This is a genomic window from Nocardiopsis sp. NPDC006139 (assembly GCF_040614155.1).
Lineage (GTDB): Bacteria > Actinomycetota > Actinomycetes > Streptosporangiales > Streptosporangiaceae > Nocardiopsis > Nocardiopsis changdeensis.
This window is the reverse complement of the sequence record NZ_JBEXTT010000020.1, coordinates 68,159-90,978: the sequence shown is the minus strand read 5'-3', so window position 1 is coordinate 90,978 and position 22,820 is coordinate 68,159. Positions and strand designations below refer to the sequence as shown.

Here is a 22,820-nt window from a genome sequence, read left to right as displayed (position 1 = left end):
CCACTGGAGCCGCCCGTGAAGCACGCGTCACCCGAGTTCGCCGAGATCGCCGCGAAGCACACCGTCCTGCGCTGCCAGGTGGGCTCCGGCGTCCACGGACTCGGCCTCCCCGGCCAGAACGACCGCGACGAGATGGGGATCTGCGTCGAGCCGCCCGAGTACGTCATCGGCCTGCGCGGGTTCGAGCAGTACATGTACCGCTCCCAGGACGACCACGTCCGCTCCGGGCCCGGCGACCTCGACCTCACCGTGTACTCGCTGCGCAAGTGGATGCGCCTGGCCCTGGACGGCAACCCCACCGTCCTGCTGCCGCTGTTCGTGCCCGAGGACGAGATCGTCGGGATCACCGACACCGGACGCGACCTGCGCTCCCGGGCCGACCGCATCGTGTCCCGCCACGCCGGGCGGCGGTTCCTGGGCTACCTGCGCGCCCAGCGCGACCGGTTGGAGGGCACCCGCGGCGGCAAGCACACCAACCGGCCCGAGCTCGTCGAGCAACACGGGTTCGACACCAAGTTCGCCTACCACATGGTCCGGCTGGGCCTCCAGGGCGTGGAACTGATGGAGACCGGCCGCATCACCCTGCCCATGCCCGCGGACGACCGGGAGTGGCTGCTCGCCCTGCGCCGCGGCGAGCACACCAGGGCCGAGGCGCTGGCGCGCGCCGGCGAGCTGGAGGAGCGGCTTGCCGCCCTGTGCGAGAGCTCCGACCTGCCCGAGGAGCCCGACACCGCCTGGGCCGACGCCTGGCTGGTGGACGCCTACCGGAGGTCCTGGGACCGGGGGTGAACGCACAGGTCGCGACGGGCGCCCCGGCGCGGCGGTCCGCCGGGGGCGGGATAGGCTGGCCCACCGTAGAGGTACACGCCGGGTGAGTGCCGGCAAGGAACGTGAGGAAGCCCCACCGTGATCGGAACCATCGCCTTCGTGCTGATGTGCGTGAGCCTGTCGATGATGATCGTCTCCGGTCTCATCGCCACGCTGATCAAGACCCGCTAGGGCGTGCGTCCGGGCGCGCCCCGCGGGGTGCGCCCGCCGCCTCACCGCCCGGGATCGACCTCCACGAGGTCGTGGCGGGCCAGCTCGGTGCCGTCGCCGCCGATGACCGCGACCCGGCCGCCGGAGATCTCGTAGCGGGTCTCCCCCGCCTGTGCGGTGTAGCCGTCCCCGTCGCGCCGCGCGGGGACCACCATGGGCTCGCCGGTGCCGTCCAGGAACTCCCCGAAGTAGTACAGGTCCCCCGTGCCGTCGGCGCACAGGACGATCCGGTGCCGCGAGGTCTCGTAGGACTCCACCAGCGGCCCGTCCCCCGAACCGGGGATGAGCTCGGCCACCCGGTCGGGGCAGGGCACCTGGGCCGCGGGGCCGGACGGGGCCCTGTCGGGCTCTTCACCGTCGGGCCACCACCAGAGCGCGACGGCGGCCAGCCCCAGGGCTCCGAGCGCGAGCGCCCGCACCGTTCCGGGCGGTACCCGCGGCCGGTCGCGCGAGCGCCCGCCCACCACGGGCAGCGGCTCGGTCACCGGCTCCCGGCCCCCTCCGCCGGGGTCGGACGCACCGCCGGCCTCGGCGGGCACGGAAACGGTGGGCGCGGGCACGGCGGGAACCGGCACGGCGGGCGCCGCCGGGAGGGGTCCGGCCGGGCCGGGCCCCGGAGCCGGGCTCCGGAGCGGCAGGCCGGGGGGTTCCACCACACGGACCGGGGGCGGGTCCTGCGCCGCGAGCGGCGGCGGGACCGGGGCGTGGAACGCGTCGGCCCCCACGGGTTCGGCCAGCAGGTCCGCCGGGCCCGCGGGACGGGCCGCCGTGCGGACGGTGTCGCACACCAGGCAGGCCCGGACCGCCGCCTCGTTGGGAGCGGCGCAGACGCCGCACCGCCAGTCACCTTCCGCCAAGGGTGCCCTCCCCCCGCTCGGCCCCACCGTACGCCGCCGGACCCCGGAGCGTGCCGTGTTCCCGGAATCCGCGCGCTCGGGAGGTACCCCCGCAGAACACGGGGAACCCTCCCGAAACCCCCGTCACCGCGGCCGGTCCCGGCCGCCCCGCACCCCTTACCGTCCGTCCCGGGAACCTCACCGCCGGGGACATGGACGCGTCCGCGCAGGCCGGACATCCTCGAAGGCATGGCCCGGAACCCTGTTCGCGCCCGCCCCTGCGACGGTCCCACCCTCCGCGGCGGCCGCTGCCGCCGTCCCCGCCTGGTCCCGCCCTGCTCCGACCACACCCCGCACGCCCTGGCCCGCCGGAGCTCCCCGGGGCCGTGGGCGCGCCGCCCGGCCCCCCTGCGCGCGCCGCGCCGCAACGGCCCCCGGCTGAGCGCCCTGCTCCCCACCGCCTGGCCGTCCGCCGCGGACTCCCCCGGCAACGCCGAGCGCGTGCGCCGCTGGCTCACCCCGCGCGCCCGCGCCGCCCTGGACTGCTTCGCCTCCCTGCTCCCGGCCCCGTGCCGGCACCGCGTCTGCTCTCCGTCGCACCGCGCCGACTGCCCGACCCTGGAGGCCCTGGCCCGGGCCTGCGAGTCCCCGGCCGCCGTCGCCGCCGGCGCCCTCCCCCGTATCGCCGAGGACGGTTTCGCCGACCTGCGGCCCACCCCCGAGCACCGCGTCGCCCGCGCCCTGGCCCGGGCCAAACAGGAGCAGCTGGGCCTGCGCGCCTTCGCCCCCGGGGCCGCCGTCGAGCGCCCCGCACCGCACCTGGCCGACCTGGCCCTGTCCCTGCGGCTGCTGGGCGTGCTGGCCTGCGCCGTGCAGGGCCGGGCCCGCTGGTGCCCGGCCCTGGCCGCGCTGCTGGACCGGGGACCGCTGCCGGACCCGACGGCGGTGTTCGCGCTGGCGACCCGGTTCTCCACCCCCTACGGGCTGGAGTCCAGCGCCTGAGCGGCCCGGCCCTCCCGACCGCCCTTCCAGGACGTGTATCCGGCGTGTATCCGGTTTATCGCCGCCGCTCGTAGCGTTGCGCACCACTCCTCGGTCCGCATCCGGCCCGAGGGGGCGTCCCCGACCGCGCACCTTCCCGGAAAGGCATCACCGTGCTCCGAACCCTCGGAACCGCCGGCGACCGGCTGCTGGCCCGCCTCGTCCCGCGCGCCACCGCGTCGGCGAGCTACTGCTGGTGGCAGTACGCCCCCATCAGCAGCCCGTGCATCCGCCGCTCCTGCTGCAACGTCCCTGGCAGCGGAGGCACCAACGGCGCCACCGTCTGCTCGCCCTACCGCCCCTGCTGACCCGGACCCGTCGGCCGCACCCGCTCCCGGCCCGCGCGTGGCGCGGCCAGCCGATGTATCGGGGATGTATCCGGTTTATCGGCCCCGTGCCTAGCGTGGCGCGCAGCCGTCGCCGCCCCGTCCGGCCCTGTGGCCGGGCGGGGCGGCGGACGACGGTCCCACCGCATCCCGAGGAGCCCCCCATGCTCGAACGACTCGCCTCCGTGAGCGACCGGCTGCTGTCCCGCCTCGTCCCCCGGGCCCGGGCGTCGGCCGTGGTCTGCTGGTACGAGTACCTCCCGATCAGCAGCCCCTGCTACCGCCGGTACTGCTGCACCGGCAGCGGTATCCCCGGAGGCTCCTACTGCACGGGGTACAGCGCCTGCTGACCGGACGGGACACCCGTGTTCTCCCTCCTGGTCGCCGCCCGGACGCTGCTGGCCGTGGTCCTGGCCGCCTCCGTCCTGGGCAAGCTGCGCGGCCGCTCCGCACGGCGGGACTTCGTGTCCGCCGTGGAGCGCCTGGCCCCCGCCCGGGCCGTCAGGGCGCTGACCCCGCCCGGCGGCCCCCGCCGGGCGGGGGCCCGCGCCGCGGCGGCCGGCGTCCTGGCCGCCGAGGCGGCGACGGTCGCGCTGCTGGTGTCGGCGCCCGCCGTCGGCCTCCTGTGCGCGCTCGTGCTGCTCTCCGCCTTCACGGCCGCCCTGGTCGGGGCGCTGCGGCGGGGGGACCGCGCCCCCTGCGCCTGCTTCGGCGCCGCGGGGCACCCGATCCGCCCGGCCCACGTGGTCCGCAACCTCCTCCTGGCCGGCGCCGGTGCCGCCGGCCTGGCGGCGGCCGCCCTGGACCCGCAGCCCGCCGGGGCCGCCGCCGCGGCGGTCGCCGCCGCCGCCGGGGCGGCCGCGGCCCTGCCGTTCCTGCTGCTGGACGACCTCCTCGACCTGTTCACCCCTCTCAGACCCGGGAATCGGACCTCACCATGACCGTCGCCGCCCTCGCCGCCGCCGTCCTGGCCGTCGCGCTGTGCCTGCTCGACCTCCTCCTGACCGTCGGTGTCATCCGCAGACTCAAGGAGCACACCGAGCTCATCCGGAACCTGTCCACCGCCGGGATGCCCGACCGGACGGTGCTCGCCCCCGGGGAGCGCTCGGCGCCCTTCACCGCCACCGCCGAGGACGGCGGGACGGTGGGCACCGACTCCCTGGCCGACCCCACCCTGGTCGCGGTCTTCTCCCCCGGCTGCGGGGCCTGCGCCGAACAGCTGCCCCTCTTCGTCGACCGCGCCGCCGCCTTCCCCGGCGGCCGCGGCGACGTCCTGGCCGTCCTCGCCGGGTCCCCCGGGGAGGTGGAGGAGGAGGCCCGGCGGCTCGCCCCCGTCGCCCGCGTGGTCGTCGAGGGGGCCGCCGGCCCCGTGGCCGAGGCCCTGGGGGTGCGCGCCTTCCCCGCCTTCCTGCGCCTGGACTCCACCGGACGGGTGCTCGCCAGCGGCTACCTGGCCGCCGACCTGGACGAGTCCGTTGCGGTCTGACGCGGGGCCGGAGGGGCCCTCCGGCCCCCGGGCCGCCGCCCGCACCGTCGGCTCGGCGTTCGCGCTGGCCTGGCGGGCGGGGCCGCACCTGACCGCCGGGTACGGGCTGCTGGTCCTGGTCCAGGCCGGGGTGCCGGTCGCCACGGCGTGGCTGACCAAGCTGGCCCTGGACATGATCGTCGCCCCCGGCGCCACGGACGGGCGGCTCGCGGCGGTGGCGATGGGCCTGGCCGCGGCCGGGGTGGTCGTCACGCTGGCCCCGCACGCGGCGCACTACCTGACGATGGAGGTCGAGCGGCGGGTGGCCCTGGTGTCCCAGGACCGCCTCTTCGCCGCCGCCGAACGCCTCACGGGGCTGGCCCGCTTCGAGGACCCCGCCTTCCTGGACCGGCTGCGGCTGGCCCAGCAGTCCGGCGGCCGCACGCCGGGGGTGGTCGTGAACAGCGTGTTCACGATCGCCGGCGGCGCCGTCACCATCCTCGGCTTCCTCGGCTCCCTGCTGGTGGTCAGCCCGTGGATGGCGGCGGCCGTGCTGCTGTCGGCGGTCCCCGCCCTGGCCGTGGAGCTGCGCCTGTCCCGCGGCCGGGCGGCGATGATGTGGCGGATCGGGCCGGTGGAGCGCCGCGAGATCTTCTTCCGCGGCCTGCTGTCCGACGTCCGGGCCGCCAAGGAGCTGCGCCTGTTCGGCACGGCCGGGTTCCTGCGGGACCGGATGGCGCGGGAGCGGCGGACCGCCAACGCCGAGCACCGCCGCATGGACCGCCGGGTGCTGGGCGCCCAGGGCGGCCTGGGCGCGCTGTCGGCGGTGATCGCGGGGGCCGGGCTGGTGTGGGCGGTGTCGGCGGCGGCCGACGGGCGCGTCTCGGTCGGCGACGTCTCGCTGTTCGTCGCCGCGGTCGCCGGGGTGCAGGCCGCGATGGCCGGCGTGATCCGGGACATCACCATGGCCCACCACGAGCTCCTGATGTTCGGCCACTACCTGGCGGTCGTCGACGGCCGGCCGGACCTGCCGGTGCGCGCCGCCGCGCGCCCGGCCCCCGCCCTGCGCCGGGGCATCGAGTTCCGCGACGTGTGGTTCCGCTACTCCCCGGACCACCCGTGGGTGCTGCGCGGCGTCGACTTCACCGTCGGGCACGGGCGCTCGGTGGGGCTCATCGGCGGCAACGGGGCGGGCAAGAGCACCTTGGTGAAACTGCTGTGCCGGATGTACGACCCCGAGCGCGGGGCGATCCTGTGGGACGGCGTGGACCTGCGCGACCTGGACCCGGCCTCCCTGCGCGACCGGATCGGCGCGGTGTTCCAGGACTTCATGGAGTACGACCTGACCGCCGGGGAGAACATCGGCCTCGGGGACGTCGGGGTGCTGGAGTCCGGGGACCGGGCCCCTCTGCGGGAGGCCGCCGAGCGGGCGGGCGCGCACGGGATGGTCGCCGGGCTGCCGCGCGGGTACGACACCCTGCTCTCCCGGCTGTTCTTCGACGGCGGCGCGGACGCCGGCGACGAGCCGGGGGTACCGCTCTCGGGCGGCCAGTGGCAGCGGCTGGCCCTGGCCCGCGCCTACCTGCGCGGGCGGCGCGACCTGCTGATCCTGGACGAGCCCAGTTCGGGGCTGGACGCCGAGGCCGAGTACGCCGTGCACACCGGCCTGCGCGAGCACCGCCGCGGCAGGACGAGCCTGCTGGTCTCCCACCGGCTGGGGGCGGTGCGCGACGCCGACCTGCTGGTCGTCCTGGAGGGGGGCCGGGTGGCCGAGTCGGGCACGCACGCCGAGCTGGTGGCCGCCGGGGGCGTCTACGCCCGTATGTTCGGCCTCCAGGCCCGCGGCTACCGCGAGGACCCGGTCGCGGACGGTCAGGCCGCCGACGAATGGACCGCGGACGGGCGGCCCGCCGACCCGGCGGGGAGCGCGCGGTGACCGCCCTGCTGTCGGTCGCGGCGGCGGTGGCGGCCGCGGGGTGCGTGCTGTGGTGGCTGCGCCGCACGCTGGTGGCCGTGGACGTGTCCGGTCCGAGCATGGCGCCGACCCTGGCCGACGGCGACCGCGTGCTGGTCCGCCGCCGCCGGACGGCCGACCTGCGCGTCGGCGACGTGGTGGTGCTGGAGGTGCCGCGGGGGGCCGGGCCGTGGCCCGCCGACGCGGACCCCGGCCACCGCTGGATGGTCAAGAGGGTGGCGGCGCTGCCCGGAGACCCGACCCCGGCCGTGTGCGCTCGGGCGGCGGGCGTGGCCCCGGGCGCGCCCGTCCCGCCGGGCCGCATGGTGGTGCTCGGCGACAACGCCGCCCTGAGCGCCGACTCCCGGGTGTGGGGGTACGTCCCCGCCCGGCGCCTCCTGGGCGTGGTCCGGCGCCGCATGGCGCGCCCGCGCACACCCTCCGCCTGAGCACCGCGCGCCCACAGGCCGGGCACCGGCCCCGCACGCGGCCCCGATCGGGGCCGCTCCCCGGTGCCCGCGAGGGCCGCCCGGAACCGCTCCCCCGACCCCGGAGCGGCCCGGGCGGCCCGCCGTCAGACCGCCGGGCCGTCGGAGGCCGCCAGGACCGGGCGCGCCCCCCGGTGGGGCAGCGCCACGCCGGGCCCCCTCCGGAGCCGCGCGCCCTGCTCGGAGGCGTAGAGGCGGAGCAGCCCGGTGACGCGGTAGCGGTTGTCGCCCGCGGGCTCGATCAGGCGGGCGTCGGCCAGGTATCCCAGGGCCGCGGTCGCGGTGACGGTGTCGCAGTCCGCCAGTTCCGCCGCCTCCCCGGGCCCGAAGGCGCCGTCCGGACGGACGGCCAGGCGCTCGAAGAGGTCGGCCGCCAACCGCTCGGTGGCGCGGGCGGCGCAGCGCAGCGGGGCGACGGCGCTCGCGAACGCGGCGCGCACCGACCGGTCCGCGCAGACCAGGGCGTCCAGCCGGTGGCGCTCGTCGTCGAGCAGGTCGGCGAACGCGCGCAGCGGCCACTCCCGGCGCGCCTGCAGCCGGCGGCCCGCGATCCACAGCGGGAGCGGCAGGTGGTCGCAGAAGGCGGCGATCCGCGCCGCCGACCCGGGATCGGCCCCCACGCGCGCGGCCCCGCACATGCGGGCCAGGAGGGCGACCGCGTCGCCGGGCCGCAGCGCGCCGACCCCGACGTGGCCCGCCCCGTCCAGCGCGCTGAGGTGCCGGCGGCTCGTGACCAGTGTCCCCGCCCCCGGCCAGGTGGCCACCAGGGGCCGGACCTGCGCCTCGTCGACCGCGTTGTCCAGCACGAGCAGCAGGCGCCGCCCCGCGCCGCGCTCGCGCAGCAGGCGCACGCGCCCGTCCACCCCCCGGGGGACGCGGGCCGGGTCCACCCCCAGCCCGTGCAGCAGTTCGGCCAGGACGTCCGCGGGCGTCCGCGGCCTCCCCCCGTGGCCGGAGGCCTCCAGGTCGGCCCACAGCCGCCCGTCCGGGTACCACCGCTCCGCCTCGTCGGCCGCCCGCGCGGCCAGGGCCGACTTCCCGCTGCCCACCGGGCCGTGCACGGCGGCCAGCACCGGCGCGGGCCCCGGGGCGAGCAGTTCGGCCAGGGCGGACAGCTCCGTGTCCCGGCCCACCAGGACGTCGACCCGGGGGACCGGCCGGGTCGCGGCGACCTGCCGCGGGACCGGCGGGGACGTCCGGTCGAGGAGGGAGCGGTGCAGCCGGGTCAGCTCCTCCCCCGGGTCCAGGCCCAGGTGGTCGCGGAGCGCCGCGCGGGCGGAGCGGAAGGCGTCCAGCGCCCCGGCGGTGTCCCCGGCGTGGTGGAGGGCGAGGATGAGGTTGGCCCACTGCCGCTCGCGCAGGGGGTCGGCCGCGACGCCGGCCCGCAGCTCGCCGACCAGCCCGGCCCCCGCGCCGCGCAGGATCCGGGTCCTGGCCAGGTCCTCGGCGGCGCCGCGCCGCAGTTCCTCCAGCGCTTGCAGGCGCGGGGCCAGGTCGAGGGTACGGGGGACGTCCTCGGCCGCGCCGCCGCGCCACAGGCCCACGGCGGCCGCCAGTTCTTCCTCCGCCCGGGCCAGGTCCCCGCCGTCCAGGGCGCTGCGGCCCGCGCGGGCGTGCTCGGTGAAGGCGGTGACGTCCAGTTCGCCGCCCTCGACGCGCAGCAGGTAGCCGGGGTGGCGGGTGAGGATGCGCCCCGGGTCGCCGATCCGCCGCCGGAGCCGGGCCGCGTAGGTGCGCAGGTTGGCCACGGCCGAGCGCGGCGGCTCCCCGTCCCACAGGGCGGTGACCAGTTCGTCCAGCGGCACCACGTGGTTGGGCCGTAGGAGCAGGGCGGCCAGCAGGGTCCGCTGCTTGGTGGTGCCGAGGTCGAGCTCTCGGGCTCCGGCGAACACCTGGGTGGGGCCCAGCAGCCCGAATCGCAGTCCCATGGGTCCTCCAGGGGGGAGGGAGGCGGGGAGCGGTGGCCCGGGGGCAGGACGACCAACTTTGGGAGCGCTCCCAAACACGTTACCTCTCGTCCAATGCGCCGTCAACAGGGCTTTCTCCGCGCGACACCCCGGCTACGCGGAGCATCGGCCGCGAGGGGCGGAGCCGGGTCCGGAAAAGCGTTTCCCCGCACCGCGCCCCGCGCGCTACGGTTCCCCCATCGACGACGTGTAGCTCAGTCAGGAGAGCGTCCGGCTCATAACCGGGAGGTCGCGGGGGCAGGGCCCGCCACGTCGACGGGCCCCGCCAGGGGCGGCGGTACGTAGCTCAACCAGGAGAGCGCCCGGCTTGAGTCCGGGAGGGAGCGGGGGCGGGACCCGCCGTACCGGCCGGCCGACGCGCGCTCCCGACCGCGCGCGTCGGCCCACACGGTGTGTAGCTCAGCCAGCAGAGCGCCCGGCTCTCAACCGGGAGGGCGTGGGGGCGGAACCCACCGCACCGGCATGGACGACACCACCCCCGTACACGCGAACCCCGGGTACCCGGCGAGCCGCCTGCTCAAGGAGCTGGCCACCGCCGCGGCCCACGACGACCCCGCCGTGCGCAGGGCCGCCGAGCGGCGCGCCGCCACCTGGCGCCGGGTCGCGGCGGGCATGGCCTCCGGGCTGCTGTCCGTCGGCTCGCGCACCCCGGTCAGGGGCCTGCCCGCCTGGGTCACCCCCGAGGTCGCGCACGGGGGGTTCGCCACCGGTGAGGCCGCCGCCGGAGGGCCGCTGCGCCCGCACGAGCTGGACCTCGTCCGCCGGCACGGCCTGCGGGAGGACCGCGCCGCCTTGTACGCCCACCACCTCACCGAGGCGGGCCTGGAGCACCTGGGCGCGCTGCTGGACAGTGGCGGCTACGCCGTGGACCAGCCCGAGCAGGCGGCCCTGCTCACCGTGGTGTGGCTGCTGCGCGCGGGCGACACCGCCGCCGCGCTGCGGCTGCTGGCCGAGCTGGACCCCTTCGCCGCGACCCTGTGCCTCACCCCGCGCCCGGCCCCCGTGCGGGACCTGTCGCCGGGCGCGGTGTTCCGCTACTCCGTCCGCGAGGTGCGCGACACCCTGACCTCGGTGGCCGCCCGGGGCTCCGGGGCGCCCGGCGTCCAGCAGGAGGCGCTGGCGGTGTGGAACCCGTTCGCCGACCGGGTCCTGGCCCACTGGCTGGAGACCGCCGCGGACGGCGGGACCGGGGTGGACGCGCACCGCCCCGACGGGTGGGCCGCGCGCGGCGCCGCCCTGCTCGACGAGTACGAGCGGCTGGCCGCCGAGCACACGCTGTGCACCAAGCACCGCAGGCCCAAGGAGAACCTCGCGATCCTGCTGGCCGCACTGCGCGAGGCCGTGGACCCGGCCGGGTCCGGCGTGCTCGGGGCACGGCGGCGCGGCCTGCTGCGGTGCGCCGTGGCCGCGATGACCGCCAAGCGCGGCGTCCCCGGTTCCGCCGGGCACGCCGAACTGCGCGCCCGGCAGGCCGGCCAGGCGGCGCTGCCCACCTACGACGTGCTGGCCGCGCTGCTCGCCGAGCGCCTGTCCGCCCTGCCGGAGAACTCCGGGGTGCCCGACCCGGACGCCGCCCTGGCCCCCGTCTCCGCCGCGGAGGCGCGGGACTCCGGCGCCGCCGCCGGGTCCGCGATCCCGGGGCCGCTGCGCGCCCGGGTGGAGAAGGCCGTCATCGCCCCGCCGGAGGACCTGGTGGAGCTGGGCGTGGTCCCCTCGGCCGAGGTGCTGGCCGCCCTGGTGCCCGCCCTGGCCGCCGAGGCGCAGGCGTCGGCGGTCGGCGACCCGGCGGCGGCCCGGCTGGTCGCCGCGAACCACGAGGCGTTCGCGCGGCGGCGGTCCCTGCTGCTGCTCCACCTGGCCTCCCAGGTGCGGCAGGAGGAGCTGCCCTGGGTGCGGGAACTGGAGCGCCACCACGGGTCCGCCGAGGCGCGCCGGGAGGCCGCCCGCAGCGTGATCGTCCGGGTGGGCGACACCGCGCTGACCTGCTTCCCCGGGACCATCACGCCGAACCCGCTGGTGAGCGAGCTGAACGGGCTGGCCCGCACCGCCGAGGGGCGGGTGCCGCCGTCGCAGGTGGACTTCCCGTTCGTGGAGGAGCTGGCCTCGGACATCTTCATGGGCGCCTTCTCGGCCAAGTTCACCCGGGCCGCCCGGCGGGCCGCCGAGGTGGTCGAGGGGACCCTGTACGCCCGGTACTACGGGATCGACTGCGCCGGGGTGTTCGCGCTGGAGGAGAAGCGCTCCGGCGGGGAGCAGACCTTCGCCGGGCTGTGCCGGGAGCGCGCCGGGGACCCGCCCCGGACGGTGCCGGGCAACGGCACGGTGATCGAGCAGGCGCAGATCCTCACCACCCACAACCTGGCGGCGCTGGTCGCGGCCGGGTCCCGGCCGCGGGACGGCTGGGAGGCGGCGGCACGGCGGGCGCACCGGATGACGGTGCGGCTGCTGGGCGCGCTGCCCCGGGTCCACGACGCGCTCGCGCACGTCAAGAACGCGGCGTTCGCCTGGCGGCAGACCGTGTTCCTGCTGTCCCGGTGCACGCCGCGGGAGCAGCGCGCGGTGCTGGCCTGGATGGAGGAGGCCGGCCCGCCCTACCACGTGCGCGAGCGGCTGGCCCCGGCGCTGGCCGGGCTGCGCGCGGCGGTGGAGGGGCACACCCTCCCGGCCCGCGGCGACGGGGAGGCCCGGCGCTTCCTGGGGTGGACGGTGGGGCGGCACTGGATGCTGGACATCGCCCCCGAGGCGCTCCTCCGGAACCGCCACCGCTTCTGAGGACCGGCCCGGGGGCGCCGTCCGTCCCCGGTGCGCCGCCCTCCGGGGCGGGCGGGCGGGAACGGCGCGCGGCCCCCGGCGCGATAGGGGGATGTGGGGGGCACCCTCCGCGTGGCAGTGTGGACGGGACCGGGCGCTCCCCCGCGCCCGCCCCCGCGAACGGAGGAACCCCATGCTCCCCGCGTCCGCCCCCTCCCCCTCCCCTGCCCTCCCGGCCCCCGCCCCGGCCGTCCCGCGCCCCTCGCCCCTGTCCCTGGTGTGGTCGGCCCTGGTCACCCTGGTCGTCCTGCCGGGCCTCATGGCCCCCGCCCCGGCCGCCGCCGAGACCGTGGCCGCCGCCGAACCCGCCGGATGGATGGGCTCCCTGCCCGACGGCACGGGCCTGGCGGAGCTGTCCATCCCCGGCACCCACGACAGCGGCGCCTGGCGCGGCACGGTGTGGTCGCGCACCCAGGACCTGACCATCGCCGAGCAGCTCGACGCCGGCGTACGCTTCCTGGACGTGCGCACCCGCCACTACCGGGACTCCTTCCCCATCCACCACGGCGCCGAGTACCTGCACCTGAACTTCACCGACGTGGTCGTGGCGATCGACGCGTTCCTGGACCGCAACCCCACCGAGACGGTGCTGATCCGGATGAAGAAGGAGCACACCGAGGAGGAGAACACCCGCAGCTACCAGGAGACCCTGGACCACTACATCGAGGAGGACCCCGGCACCCGGGGGATCCTGGGCGAGCGCCTGTGGCGGCCGCCGGTACAGGGCGGGGCGTACGTGCCGGACCTGGGCGAGGTGCGCGGGCGGATCGTCATCGTGCAGGACTTCGCGGCCTCGCGCGACTACGGGATCGGGTGGAACGGCCCGGCGACGGACATCCAGGACGCCTACCAGGTGCCCACCCTGTTCGACATCCCGGCCAAGTGGGACAAGGTGCGCGCGCACCTGGAGAAGGCGGCGGCGGGGTCGCCCGGGACGCTGTACGTCAACCACCTGAGCGGGAGCGGCGCCCCGTTCGCGAATCCGCGCGAGGTGGCCTGGGGCTTCCTCGGCTCGCGGGGGGTCAACACCTACGCGGTCGCCCACCTGCGGCAGGCGCCCCTGGAACGGACCGGGATCGTGGTGATGGACTTCCCCGACCGGGAGCTGATCGACCTGGTCCTGGCCCGCAACACGGGGTGAGCCCGGGGGGCGCGCCCCCCGGGGTCCGGCCCGCCGGGGCCGACCGCCGTCCGCCCTAGGGCACGGCCGGCACCGGCGGGACCGGTGGGATCCGGGGCCCGGGCGGGGCGTCCGTCCACACCGTCCCGCTCCGGACCTCCGGGTCCCGAATAACACCTTACGGAATACGAGGGAGTGAACGTGAACGCTTTTGGAAAACCCGTGGGACATGAGGGGCTGCTGTGGCCCTTGTCTCGCACTGTCCGTTATCGACGGTGACGGTCCCGGCACTTCCCGGTACGGCTCCTTCGGCGGCCCCGAAGACACCCCGAGGGTTTGAAAATCAAACCCTCTCGGTTAGGGTGACCGCACAGGCCGCGCAACAAGGGAGTCGCCATGACCGCCGCCGTCATCGTGGACGCCGTCCGCACCCCGATCGCCAAGGGCAGGCCGGGGGGCGCGTACGCCGACGTCCACCCCGTGGACCTGCACGCGCACGTCCTGCGCGCGCTGGTGGAGCGCACCGGGATCGACCCCGCCCGGATCGACGACGTCATCGGCGGCGCCGTCGGCCAGGTCGGCGAGCAGTCGGGGAACACCGCGCGGTGGGCCGCCCTGGCCGCCGGGTTCCCCGAATCGGTCCCCGCCGTGACCGTCGACCGCCAGTGCGGGTCGAGCCAGCAGGCCCTGCACTTCGCCGCCCAGGGCGTCATCGCCGGCGCCTACGACCTCGCCATCGCCTCCGGTGTGGAGTCCATGAGCCGCGTGCCCATCGGCTCGCAGTCCCTGGGCCGCGACTTCACCGGCCCCGGCGTCGGGGAGCGCTACCCCGAGGGCCTGGTCCCCCAGGGGGTGAGCGCCGAGCTCATCGCGCAGCGCTGGGGCCTGGACCGCGGGGTCCTGGACGAGTTCTCCGCGACCTCGCACCGGCGGGCCGCCGACGCCTGGGCGCAGGGCCGGTTCGACGCCGAGGTGAGCCCCGTCAACGACCTGCGCACCGACGAGAGCATCCGCCCGGACACCACCCCGGAGATCCTCGCCGGGCTGCGCACCGCCTTCGAGGACGACCACTGGAAGCGGCGCTTCCCCGGCCTGGAGTGGAGGATCACCGCTGGCAACAGCTCCCCCATCAACGACGGCGCGGCCGCCGTGCTCGTGGCCGGCGAGGAGGCGGCCCGCCGCCTGGGCCTGCGGCCCCGCGCCCGCGTCCACTCCTTCGCGGTCGTGGGCGACGACCCGCTGTACATGCTCACCGGGATCATCCCGGCCACGGAGAAGGTGCTCGCCCGGGCCGGGCTGCGCCTGGACGACATCGACGCCTTCGAGGTCAACGAGGCCTTCGCCCCGGTGGTGCTCGCCTGGCAGAAGGAGACCGGCGCCGACCCCGCGAAGGTCAACGTCAACGGCGGCGCGACGGCCATCGGCCACCCGCTGGGCGCCTCCGGCGCCCGGCTGACCGCCACACTGCTCAGCGTGCTGGAGCAGACGGGCGGCCGCTACGGGCTCCAGGTGATGTGCGAGGCGGGCGGCCTCGCCAACGCCACGGTCTTCGAGCGCCTCTGAGTCCCGGAAGGACCGGGCTCCGCCTCCGTGAACGCCCGGCGGGCCGCCGGGGGTCCGGGCGGCCCGGTCCGGGTGCGGGTCAGCGGCGGTCGAGGACGACGACGGGGGTGTGCGGGCGGCGGGCGGAGAAGGCGTCGATGTCGCCCCAGCCCCGGTAGTCGTCGAACCTGCGCCAGAGGCGTTCGCGCTCCTCGCCCGCCGCCTCGCGGCCGACCACGCCGAACGTGCCGTCGAGGGTGTCGACCTCGGCCCGCGGGTGCGCCCGGAGGTTCAGCCACCAGGCCGGGTCGGCCTCGGCCCAGCCGTTCATCGCGAGCGTGACGTAGGAGTCCCCGTCCAGGTGGTAGCCGAGGATCACGGCGCGCTCGCGGCCGGTGCGGCGGCCCTGCACGCGCAGCCGCAGCATTCCCATCCGGTCGCCCGGCCGGGGGCGCGACAGCCCGCGGCCGGTGGTGCGGAAGAGCAGCCGGTGGCCGGTCCAGACACTGCGGACGAACCAGCGCGGCGGCGGGGCGGGGGTCTTCTCACGATCCGTCATCGTCACCCTCCTCGGGTCGTCTACGGCGTAGACCTACGCCGTAGACCTACAGAGTAGACCGCCGCCTGCGCGCGGTCAACGGAATGGGGTGCCTAGACTGGGGCGGGTGACGACGCGACGATCGAGGACGGCCCCGGCGGGGCTCACCAGGGAGGGCATCGTCGGCGTCGCGATCCGCGTCGCCGACGCCGACGGCCCGGCGGCGGTCAGCATGCGGCGGATCGCGCAGGAGCTCGGGGTCGACCCGATGTCCCTGTACCGCCACATCGGCGCCAAGGACGGCCTGCTCGACCTCATGACCGACACCGTCGTCGCCGGGATCGAACGGGTCGGACCGGGGGCGACCTGGGTGGAGACCGCCCGCGAGCAGATGCTGGCCGCGCGCCGCACCATGCTCCGCCACCCCTGGACCGCCGAGGTCATCAAGGCCCGGCCCGCCCCGACCCCGGCCGCCCTGCGCTACGTCGACACCGTCCTGGGCATCCTGCGCGGCGGGGGCCTGAGCCTGGAGCTGACACACCACGCCCTGCACGCCCTGGGCAGCCGCATCCTGGGGTTCAGCCAGGACCTGTTCGACGACGGCGCCGACACCCCGCCCGAGGTCGCCGCCGCCCAGGCCGCGGCGCTGGCGCCGGAGATGCCCTGGGTGGCGGAGATGATCACCGGGTCCACCCACGAGGGCGCCCTGGGCGGCTGCGACGACGACGCGGAGTTCGTGTTCTCGCTCGACCTCATCCTCGAGGGCCTGGAACGCCGCCGCGCCGCCGGACGGTAGGTCTCCCGCCCCGCGGCGCGGCCCGGACCGCGCGGGCCGGGAGAGCGCCCGGGCCGCGGCCCCTCGCGGCCGCGGCCGGGCGTCCGCTCACGGGGCGTCTCAGGAGAAGGACACCGAGACCGCACCGAGGGCGTCGAAGCGCGCCTCGACGCGGTGGCCCGCCGTGACGAAGGGGGCGGTGGTGATGGAGCCGGACAGGACCACCTGCCCGGGCTCCAGGGCGGCCCCGATACCGGCCAGGCCGTCGGCCAGCCAGGCCACGGCCTCGGCGGGATGGCCGAGCACGGCCTTCCCCTCGCCCCGGGCGACGCTCTCGCCGTCGATGTACAGCTCGGCGGTGAGCGCGGCGAGGTCGGGCACCTCGGACAGGGGGGTCCAGGGGCCGTGCACCAGGGCGCCGGCGCTGGCGTTGTCGGCGACGGTGTCGACGAGGGTGATCTCCCAGTCCCGGACCCGGCTGTCCGCGATCTCCAGCGCGGGGGCGACCGCGTCGGTCGCGGCCAGCACGTCCGCGGCGGTCACGCCCGGGCCCCGCAGGCCCCGGGCGAGGCGGAAGCAGATCTCCGGCTCCGCCCGCGGGGCGCAGTACCGGGAGGCGTCCACGGTCGCGCCGTCCTCGACGACCATGTCGTCGAGCAGGTGGCCGAAGTCGGGTTCGTCGACGCCCAGCAGTTCCTGGACGACGCGGGAGGTCAGGCCCACCTTGTAGCCGACCGTGCGGGCGCCCTCCCCGACCCGGGCGGCGATGTTGCGCAGCTGGATGTCGTAGGCGTCGGCGACGTCCAGGCCGGGGTGGGTCCGGCTCGGGGGCTCCACCGGGCGGACGGAGAGGTCCGCCTCGCGCAGCGCCCGGGCGGCCTCGCGCCGTGTCTTCTCGTCCAGGGTCACTCTGTCTCCTTCTCCGCGACGCGGGCACGGCCGGTCTCGCGGCCCCGGAGGGCGTCCCCCGCCCCGGGGCTCCTCGGCCGGGTCGCCTCACCGTACCGTGGCGGCCGCTCCGCCCGGAACGCCCTGCCCGCCGGGGTTCCGGGCGGGCACCCGGCCGGGTCATGTCGCGGACGCGGGGCCGCCGGACCGGCCGGCCGACAAGTGGTCGGCGGCCGCGAGGTGGAGGAGGCGGCGCAGGGTGAGCTCCCGGGACGCGTCCAGCCCGAGGCGGTTGCACGCCAGGTGGGCGCACTGGTCCAGGACCCGCCGTGCCCGCGCGGGGTCGCGGAGACCGTCGACGGCCGCCGCGACCGACCACGCCCACATGCCCAGGGTGCCCGCCGGGCGACCGCGCGCCGCCGCGGCGAGGTCCCGCGTCCTGGCCAGGGTGTCCAGGAGCGCGTCGCGCCGCCGGTGGTACAGGTCGGCCGGGGCCGCGGCGGGTTCGGGGACCCCGCGCGGCGGGGAGACCGGTGCGGATGGGGCGTCACCCGACGACGGCGCCGTCCACCAGGCCAGCGCCAGCAGGGCGAAGGCCGTCGCGGCGCGCCGCCCGCCCTGCGGGTCGGCGCTGATGACTTCCCGCACCACCGCGCTGCACCGGACGAAGTGGTCCTCGACGGCGTGCAGGGCGGCGCCCGTGCCGTACTTGCCGGTCTCCGGCCGGTAGGGGATCTCGGCGAGGGAGTTGTTCGGCCGTCGGCGGCGTTCGTACCCGGCCGCCTCCTCGGCCGCCGCGAAGGCCGGCGCGTACCGTTCGTACTCGGCCTGTCCCACCAGGGACGGCGCCGGACGCCGGGCCAGGAACGCCTCCGCCGCGCCGGTGACGATGCGCCGGGCGTCGCCGGTCCGGCGCGGTCCGGGCAGGACACGGATCCGCACGTGCGGCCCGGCCTCCCAGTGCCGGAGGAAGAACAGGCCCTCGGCCGCCTCCTCGGCGGCCAGCCGGGCCGTGATGTCGCCGAGGAGGTCGCCGGCCACCGCGTCCAGGTCCCCGTCGTAGAAGACGTGGACGCCCAGCCACGAACGGGGCTCCGGGGCCGGCGCCGGACTCCCCCCGCCTGCGCGGTGCGGTCGTGTCACGGCCGTCCGTCCCCGCTCACGCCCAGGACGAGTTCCGCGACGTGCGGGTCCGGGCCGGATCCCGGCGCCAGGGGGTCGGGGAGCGCCTCGGTGAACACGACCGCCCCCGCGTCCGGCCGCTGGAGCACGCCGACCAGGCCCTGGACCAGGAACCAGCTCCCGAAGTCGAGGTACATCGGCTTGCGCCACTTCGTCGACGCCGGCCTCGGACCCTCCTCGGAGGTCCGCCACAGCGTGAGGAAGCACCGCTGCGGGAGCCGCTCCGTTCGGCGCCACTCCTCCAGCCGGAGGAGGTACTGTCCGCTCCGCTCCCCGGGACGGATCACGGGGACCTCGGACACCGGGAAGCGCCGGGCGCCCCGGACGAGGGTGAGCCCTCCCGCGGTCAGCCGCGGCCGGTCGCGGCGCAGGCCGGCCGCGGCGGTGACGGGCGGAGCCGGTGCGGGTGTGAGCACCTCACCGGAGAGGATCGACAGCAGGTGGGAGAAGGGGTACTGCCACAGGGACACCATCATGCCGGTGTGGACCACCCGCACGGGCCGCCGGTGGCGGCGCGACCACAGGGCCAGCAGCCCGGTCTCCTCCTCGACGCGCACCAGCAGGTCCTCGACCGCCAGGGTCGTGTCGCGGTCGCCCGGCACTCGCATCGGGGCGTCGCCGAGCGTGTAGGGCAGCACCTGCCGGTGGTCGTTGAGCGACAGGCCGAACCGGTCGCTGAAACAGGCGTAGACCGGGCCTCCCGGGAGGTCCGGGAAGCGAGGGGGCGCCTGGAGCCGGCCGGGGTCGGTGAGGTGGTCGATCCGGGCCCGTACGGCCCCGAATCCGGGCATGACCGTGTTGACCACGACGGCCGGCCCGGGCCCGTCGCCGGGCACGACTTGAACGGCGGCGTCGAGGGAGCGCACCGGCGGGACCCACGCGGGAAAACCCGCCGCGGCGGTGCGCAGCCGCTCCGTTCCGATCACGACCGGTTCCGGCCAGGCCGGGGCGCCCGTGGGCGCGGGCACCGGGCCCGAGACCGGGTAGGGGGCGATGGCGGCGGTGGCCGCATCGCACACGCCCGCCAGCCGGCGCACGGATTCCCACGCGCTCTCCCGGGCCGACATGGCGGTGGGCGACGCCAGCCACGCGTTCAGCTCCCGGTAGATGTCGCCGGTCGCCTTCCGGGCCTTCTGCAGCTCCCGGTAGAAGCGGACCAGCGGCATCGTCCCGCGTGCCGCGACGGCCTCGCCCAACAGCTCGGTCAGCACGAGCCGGGCGGGCAGCCACAGTGCGAAGGGCGCCAGCCACCGCCGCAGCGCGTCGAGGTCGTCCAGGACCGGTTCCCAGGCGGGGACCGAGCAGGACGCCAGCGGTCCAGGGGTCACGGCGCTGTCCCGCAGGCCGTTGATCGTCCTGGTGGCGAGGTACGCCCCCAGCGGGTCGGAGGCCGGTGCGTGGGCGGCGAGTCCCCGCACCTGTCCGATCACCCTCCGCCGGTGCTCCCGGTAGGGCTCGACCCGGTCCGGCGGCACCCGCGTCGAGAGGGTCCGGTCCAGCTCCCGCAGGTCGTCGGCGAGTGCTCGGGCTCCGGGGTCGGCCGGGTGGCGGTCGTCCAGCCACGCCGCGCAGTCGCCGAGCATCGTCTCGAACCGGGACACGGGGACGACGCGGACGAGCAGCCCGGCCTTGAGGAGGTGGTCGATGAAGGCGTCCACCCGCTCGGCCGGTTCGGCGCCACCGCCGCACAGGCGCCGGCGCAGCTCCCGGCGGGACAGTCCGGCCGCCTCGGCCCCGAGCAGTGCGACGACGTCGAGCACCGCCGGGCGGGCGGGGATCGAGCAGGGGGCCTGGGAGGCCGTGGGGCCGATGTAGCCGATCGTCCCGCCGTCCCGCTCGGCGGTCGGGTTGAGCCTGAGCACCGCCTCATCGCGGAGATCGGGCCGCGAGGCGGCCAGCTCCGCGATCCTCTCCCTGAGCCCGTGCTCGGCCGGCTCGTGGACGCCGAGGGCCTGCCGGGGGTGGACCGCCACCGCAGGGCCGTCGGCCGCCCATTCGACCGGCCCGCTGGTCAGGAAGGCGCTCAGCGGACTCGTCTTGGCCGCGGCCCGGGCCACGTAGCGGGCGAGTGTGGACACGGTGCGCGGCCGGGGCGAGCGCGCCGGATCCCCGAGCCACTTGTCGAGCTCCGCGGCGAGCGCGGGGCTGGAGACGTCCAGGCCGATCCGGAACGCCGGGTCGGCGGCGGTCCCGACCAGCAGGTCCCGGCGTTCGGCCGCCTCGGCGTCGAGGACGCGCTCCAGCGACGCCTCGGCCGACCGGAGGCCGTCCAGGTCCGCCAGCCAGCGCCGGATGTCGCGGGCCGGCCCGGCAGGCAACCGGTCGGCGAGGTCGGGCGCCCATTCCTTGGCCGTGGGCCGGCGTCCCCGGTACAGCGCCCGGCGGAGTCCGACGAGCCGCGGCCGCAGGGGCTCCCGCTCGGGCAGGGCGCCGATGACCGGGTGCAGGGCGTCCGCCGCGGACCGGCCCCGCTCGGCCACGGCGGACCGCCGCGCGAGGATCTCGTCGACGGCCCGGCCGGTGGAGGGGAAACGGAGGGTGTCCAGGACCCCGCTGGGCAGCCCGGCCCGGCGGAACACCGCCGGGCCGGGCCGCACCGGATCCGTCACGGCCGCTGCGGCATCACCGTGCGTGTACATCGTCGGTGGAGGCTCCACCCTGCAACCTTCCTTTCCGCAGCGACACGGGACCGATCGATCAGAGGGGCCTGTCCGGCGCGGCACTGCCGCCGCCGCAGCCACCGCCGCCACTGCCGCAGCTGCCTCCGCAGGTGCAGCTCGCGTAGCAGTTGCAGGTGATGTAGGCGCGCGAGGCGTCGTACTCGGTCATGCCGTGGCCGGCGGCGAGCGACTCGCCCACGGTGCCGTCGGCCACAAGGTCGAACACGTCGACGGGAAGATCGTCGATGTCGAATCGCGCCGCGTTCCGCTGGGTCGCCATGGTTCCTCCTTTCCTTGCCAAGCCCGCGGTCGGGCTTGCTGCAAGGAAGGATCCCCAGGCCGCCGGTCCCGGTCAATCGTGTTCAACCAGGCGACGGGCGGGCAGCACGAAGCCTCCCCGCGCCGGTGGAACGGCGGCGGGGAGGCCGTGCGGGCAGGGTGGCGAGCGCTACGGAGTGAGCCGCGTCGCGACCAGCTCGGCGTAGAGCGCGTCTCCGGCCGCGAGTTCCTCGTGGTCTCCGGTCGCGCGCGCGGCACCGCCGTCCAGGACGACGATCCGGTCGGCGAGCCGGACGGTGGACGAGCGGTGCGCTACGACGACCACCGTCGCCGTACCGGCGATGTCGCGGATCGACTCCAGCAGCGCCGCCTCGTTCTCCGCGTCCAGGTGCGAGGTCGCCTCGTCGAGCAGCAGCAGTCTGGGCCTGCGCAGCAGGGCCCGGGCGATCGCCACACGCTGCCGCTCCCCGCCGGACAGCGTGCTCCCCCGGTGCCCGACGACGGTGTCCAGCCCTTCGGGGAGCCCCGCCACGAGGTCGGTGAGCCGGGCCCGTCCGAGGACCTCGCGGATCTCGGCCTCGCCCGCATTCAGGGCGCCGAGCAGGAGGTTGTCGCGCAGCGTGCCCGCGAGGACCGGACTGTCCTGCTCCACATAGCCGATCGCGTGCCGCAGCTCGGCGACCGGCCAGTCGCGCACGTCGCGGCCGCCGAGGAGGATCTCCCCGGCGGAGTGGTCGTAGAAGCGTTCGATCAGGTCGAGCACGGTGGACTTGCCGGCTCCGGAGCGGCCGACGATCGCCGTCACCGCGCCGGCCGGAGCGGTGAACGACAGGGCCCGCAGCACCTCCTCCCCGGGCCGGTAGGCGAAGCGGACGGACGCGAACCGCACGTCCAGCGGCGCCCCGCCGCGGACCGTGCCGGGCGCGGGGTGGACCGGTTCCGCCGGGTACTCCAGCACCTCGCCCATCCGGGTCACGCTCGCGATCCCGACCCGGTACGCGGCGACCGCGCCGACCAGGTTCTGCATCGGCATGACGAGGTAGAAGACGTAGAGCAGGAACGCGACCAGGGCGCCGACCGTCAGCTGCTCGGTCGCGACCCGGGCCCCGCCCACCGCGAGCACGGCCACGAACGCCAACTGGAACGTCATGCCGGTGGCCCTCGCGGCGACGGTGCTCCAGGCCGAGGTCCGGACCGCCTCCGTGCACGCCAGCCCGACGGCGGCGTGGAGGTGGGCCTCCTCGGCGGCCTCGGCGCCGTTCGCCCGGATCGTGCGGATCGCGCCGATCGCGCGTTCGATCGCCGCGGTCATGGCGCCGACCGCCTCCTGCGCGGCCAGGCTCGACCGCTGGACACGCGGTGACAGCACGTGCATGATCACCCCCGCCGCGACCGAGACGGCCAGTGTGACGGCCAGCAGGACCGGATCGAGGTAGGCCATCAGCGTGATCGCCACGGCGATCACGGGCAGGTTGGTGCCGACTCCGGCCAGCACCTCGACGGCGAGCATGTGCAGTGCCGCGGCGTCGGTGGTCAGGCGGGCCAGCAGGTCGCCGGGTTGGAGCCGGTCGACGGTGCGCGCGTCCACGCGCAGCAGCCGGGACAGCAGGGACCGCCGGGCGTCCCGCACCAGGGTGATCGCGATCCGGTCCAGGAGGAACCAGCCGAAGGCGCCCGCCACGGCCCCGCCGGCCAGGAGGCCGACGGTCATCAGTACCGGGGCGGTCACGTCTCCGCCGTCGGCCACCCGGTCGATGAGCCGTCGGGTCAGCAGCGGCAGCACCAGTCCGCCGGCGGAGGCCGCCAGGGAGAGCAGGATGCCGACGGCCGCCCCGCCGCGATAGGGGCGCAGTCGGCCCAGGACGGCCCGCCAGGCGGGTCGCGGGGCGGCGCCGGTGGACGTCGTCACG

Annotated in this window: 20 protein-coding genes and 3 tRNA genes; 15 read left to right on the top strand and 8 right to left on the bottom strand. The window is 76.8% G+C overall.

Annotated elements, in window-relative coordinates; genetic code table 11:
* Positions 1 to 15 precede the first annotated feature (15 nt).
* Positions 16 to 789, top strand: a complete 774-nt coding sequence (locus ABZ249_RS24115) for a nucleotidyltransferase domain-containing protein (RefSeq protein ID WP_355266888.1) — start codon at positions 16 to 18, stop codon at positions 787 to 789.
* Positions 790 to 1,040: 251 nt separating this feature from the next.
* Here the strand turns inward: ABZ249_RS24115 and ABZ249_RS24110 are convergent, their stop codons facing one another.
* Positions 1,041 to 1,895, bottom strand: coding sequence for a Ran-binding zinc finger domain-containing protein (locus tag ABZ249_RS24110; protein WP_355266885.1), 855 nt, complete (start codon positions 1,893 to 1,895; stop codon positions 1,041 to 1,043).
* A gap of 228 nt (positions 1,896 to 2,123) precedes the next feature.
* Here ABZ249_RS24110 and ABZ249_RS24105 point away from each other — a divergent pair, with 228 nt between their 5' ends.
* From ABZ249_RS24105 to ABZ249_RS24075, 7 genes are all read left to right on the top strand, one after another.
* The gene (locus ABZ249_RS24105; RefSeq protein ID WP_355266882.1) at positions 2,124 to 2,876 is read left to right on the top strand and encodes a hypothetical protein; all 753 of its coding nucleotides are present in this window, start codon (positions 2,124 to 2,126) and stop codon (positions 2,874 to 2,876) included.
* 152 nt (positions 2,877 to 3,028) lie between these two features.
* Positions 3,029 to 3,223, top strand: coding sequence for a hypothetical protein (locus tag ABZ249_RS24100; RefSeq protein ID WP_355266879.1), 195 nt, complete (start codon positions 3,029 to 3,031; stop codon positions 3,221 to 3,223).
* A gap of 182 nt (positions 3,224 to 3,405) precedes the next feature.
* Positions 3,406 to 3,591, top strand: coding sequence for a hypothetical protein (locus ABZ249_RS24095; RefSeq protein ID WP_220560623.1), 186 nt, complete (start codon positions 3,406 to 3,408; stop codon positions 3,589 to 3,591).
* 15 nt (positions 3,592 to 3,606) lie between these two features.
* A complete protein-coding gene (locus tag ABZ249_RS24090; RefSeq protein ID WP_355266876.1) occupies positions 3,607 to 4,182 on the top strand; it encodes a MauE/DoxX family redox-associated membrane protein in 576 nt (191 codons plus the stop codon).
* On the top strand, positions 4,179 to 4,727 hold the full coding sequence (locus ABZ249_RS24085; protein WP_355266873.1) for a TlpA disulfide reductase family protein: 549 nt from the start codon (positions 4,179 to 4,181) through the stop codon (positions 4,725 to 4,727). Before ABZ249_RS24090 ends, ABZ249_RS24085 begins: the two co-directional genes overlap by 4 nt.
* Positions 4,717 to 6,642, top strand: a complete 1,926-nt coding sequence (locus ABZ249_RS24080) for an ABC transporter ATP-binding protein (RefSeq protein ID WP_355266870.1) — start codon at positions 4,717 to 4,719, stop codon at positions 6,640 to 6,642. The genes ABZ249_RS24085 and ABZ249_RS24080 overlap by 11 nt, the downstream gene beginning before the upstream one ends.
* Positions 6,639 to 7,109: a S26 family signal peptidase gene (locus tag ABZ249_RS24075; protein WP_355266867.1), complete on the top strand. Its 471-nt coding sequence runs from the start codon at positions 6,639 to 6,641 to the stop codon at positions 7,107 to 7,109. Before ABZ249_RS24080 ends, ABZ249_RS24075 begins: the two co-directional genes overlap by 4 nt.
* 125 nt (positions 7,110 to 7,234) lie before the next feature.
* On the opposite strand, the gene ABZ249_RS24070 is transcribed toward ABZ249_RS24075, so the two are convergent.
* Positions 7,235 to 9,076: a BTAD domain-containing putative transcriptional regulator gene (locus tag ABZ249_RS24070; protein WP_355266864.1), complete on the bottom strand. Its 1,842-nt coding sequence runs from the start codon at positions 9,074 to 9,076 to the stop codon at positions 7,235 to 7,237.
* 222 nt (positions 9,077 to 9,298) lie between these two features.
* Between ABZ249_RS24070 and ABZ249_RS24065 the strand changes: the two genes are divergently transcribed.
* From ABZ249_RS24065 to ABZ249_RS24040, 6 genes are all read left to right on the top strand, one after another.
* Positions 9,299 to 9,371, top strand: a tRNA-Met gene (locus ABZ249_RS24065).
* Between the two features lie 19 nt (positions 9,372 to 9,390).
* Positions 9,391 to 9,463: transfer RNA gene (locus ABZ249_RS24060), tRNA-Ser, on the top strand.
* Between the two features lie 40 nt (positions 9,464 to 9,503).
* Positions 9,504 to 9,576: transfer RNA gene (locus ABZ249_RS24055), tRNA-Glu, on the top strand.
* Between the two features lies 1 nt (position 9,577).
* Positions 9,578 to 11,887: a transcriptional regulator gene (locus tag ABZ249_RS24050; RefSeq protein WP_355266861.1), complete on the top strand. Its 2,310-nt coding sequence runs from the start codon at positions 9,578 to 9,580 to the stop codon at positions 11,885 to 11,887.
* Positions 11,888 to 12,059: 172 nt separating this feature from the next.
* Entirely contained in the window at positions 12,060 to 13,067 is a 1,008-nt protein-coding gene (locus ABZ249_RS24045) for a phosphatidylinositol-specific phospholipase C (protein WP_355266858.1), read from the top strand.
* 375 nt (positions 13,068 to 13,442) lie between these two features.
* Positions 13,443 to 14,609, top strand: a complete 1,167-nt coding sequence (locus ABZ249_RS24040) for a thiolase family protein (RefSeq protein ID WP_355266855.1) — start codon at positions 13,443 to 13,445, stop codon at positions 14,607 to 14,609.
* A 79-nt stretch (positions 14,610 to 14,688) separates the two neighbouring features.
* On the opposite strand, the gene ABZ249_RS24035 is transcribed toward ABZ249_RS24040, so the two are convergent.
* Entirely contained in the window at positions 14,689 to 15,147 is a 459-nt protein-coding gene (locus ABZ249_RS24035) for a nitroreductase/quinone reductase family protein (protein ID WP_355266852.1), read from the bottom strand.
* Between the two features lie 106 nt (positions 15,148 to 15,253).
* Here ABZ249_RS24035 and ABZ249_RS24030 point away from each other — a divergent pair, with 106 nt between their 5' ends.
* Positions 15,254 to 15,922 (top strand): TetR/AcrR family transcriptional regulator, encoded by a 669-nt coding sequence (locus tag ABZ249_RS24030; protein ID WP_355266849.1) that lies wholly within the window; start codon positions 15,254 to 15,256, stop codon positions 15,920 to 15,922.
* Between the two features lie 99 nt (positions 15,923 to 16,021).
* On the opposite strand, the gene ABZ249_RS24025 is transcribed toward ABZ249_RS24030, so the two are convergent.
* From ABZ249_RS24025 to ABZ249_RS24005, 5 genes are all read right to left on the bottom strand, one after another.
* The gene (locus ABZ249_RS24025; protein ID WP_355266846.1) at positions 16,022 to 16,810 is read right to left on the bottom strand and encodes a fumarylacetoacetate hydrolase family protein; all 789 of its coding nucleotides are present in this window, start codon (positions 16,808 to 16,810) and stop codon (positions 16,022 to 16,024) included.
* Positions 16,811 to 16,969: 159 nt separating this feature from the next.
* Complete coding sequence (locus tag ABZ249_RS24020; RefSeq protein WP_355266843.1) at positions 16,970 to 17,932, bottom strand: lantibiotic dehydratase C-terminal domain-containing protein; 963 nt, start codon at positions 17,930 to 17,932, stop codon at positions 16,970 to 16,972.
* Positions 17,929 to 20,628, bottom strand: a complete 2,700-nt coding sequence (locus ABZ249_RS24015; protein WP_355266840.1) for a lantibiotic dehydratase — start codon at positions 20,626 to 20,628, stop codon at positions 17,929 to 17,931. Before ABZ249_RS24015 ends, ABZ249_RS24020 begins: the two co-directional genes overlap by 4 nt.
* Positions 20,629 to 20,668: 40 nt before the next feature.
* Positions 20,669 to 20,911 carry a thiomuracin/GE37468 family thiazolyl RiPP peptide gene (locus ABZ249_RS24010; protein ID WP_220560607.1) on the bottom strand — a complete coding sequence of 81 codons (243 nt, stop codon included), beginning with the start codon at positions 20,909 to 20,911 and terminating at the stop codon, positions 20,669 to 20,671.
* 168 nt (positions 20,912 to 21,079) lie between these two features.
* Positions 21,080 to 22,819, bottom strand: a complete 1,740-nt coding sequence (locus ABZ249_RS24005) for an ABC transporter ATP-binding protein (RefSeq protein ID WP_355266836.1) — start codon at positions 22,817 to 22,819, stop codon at positions 21,080 to 21,082.
* Between the last annotated feature and the right edge of the window lies 1 nt (position 22,820).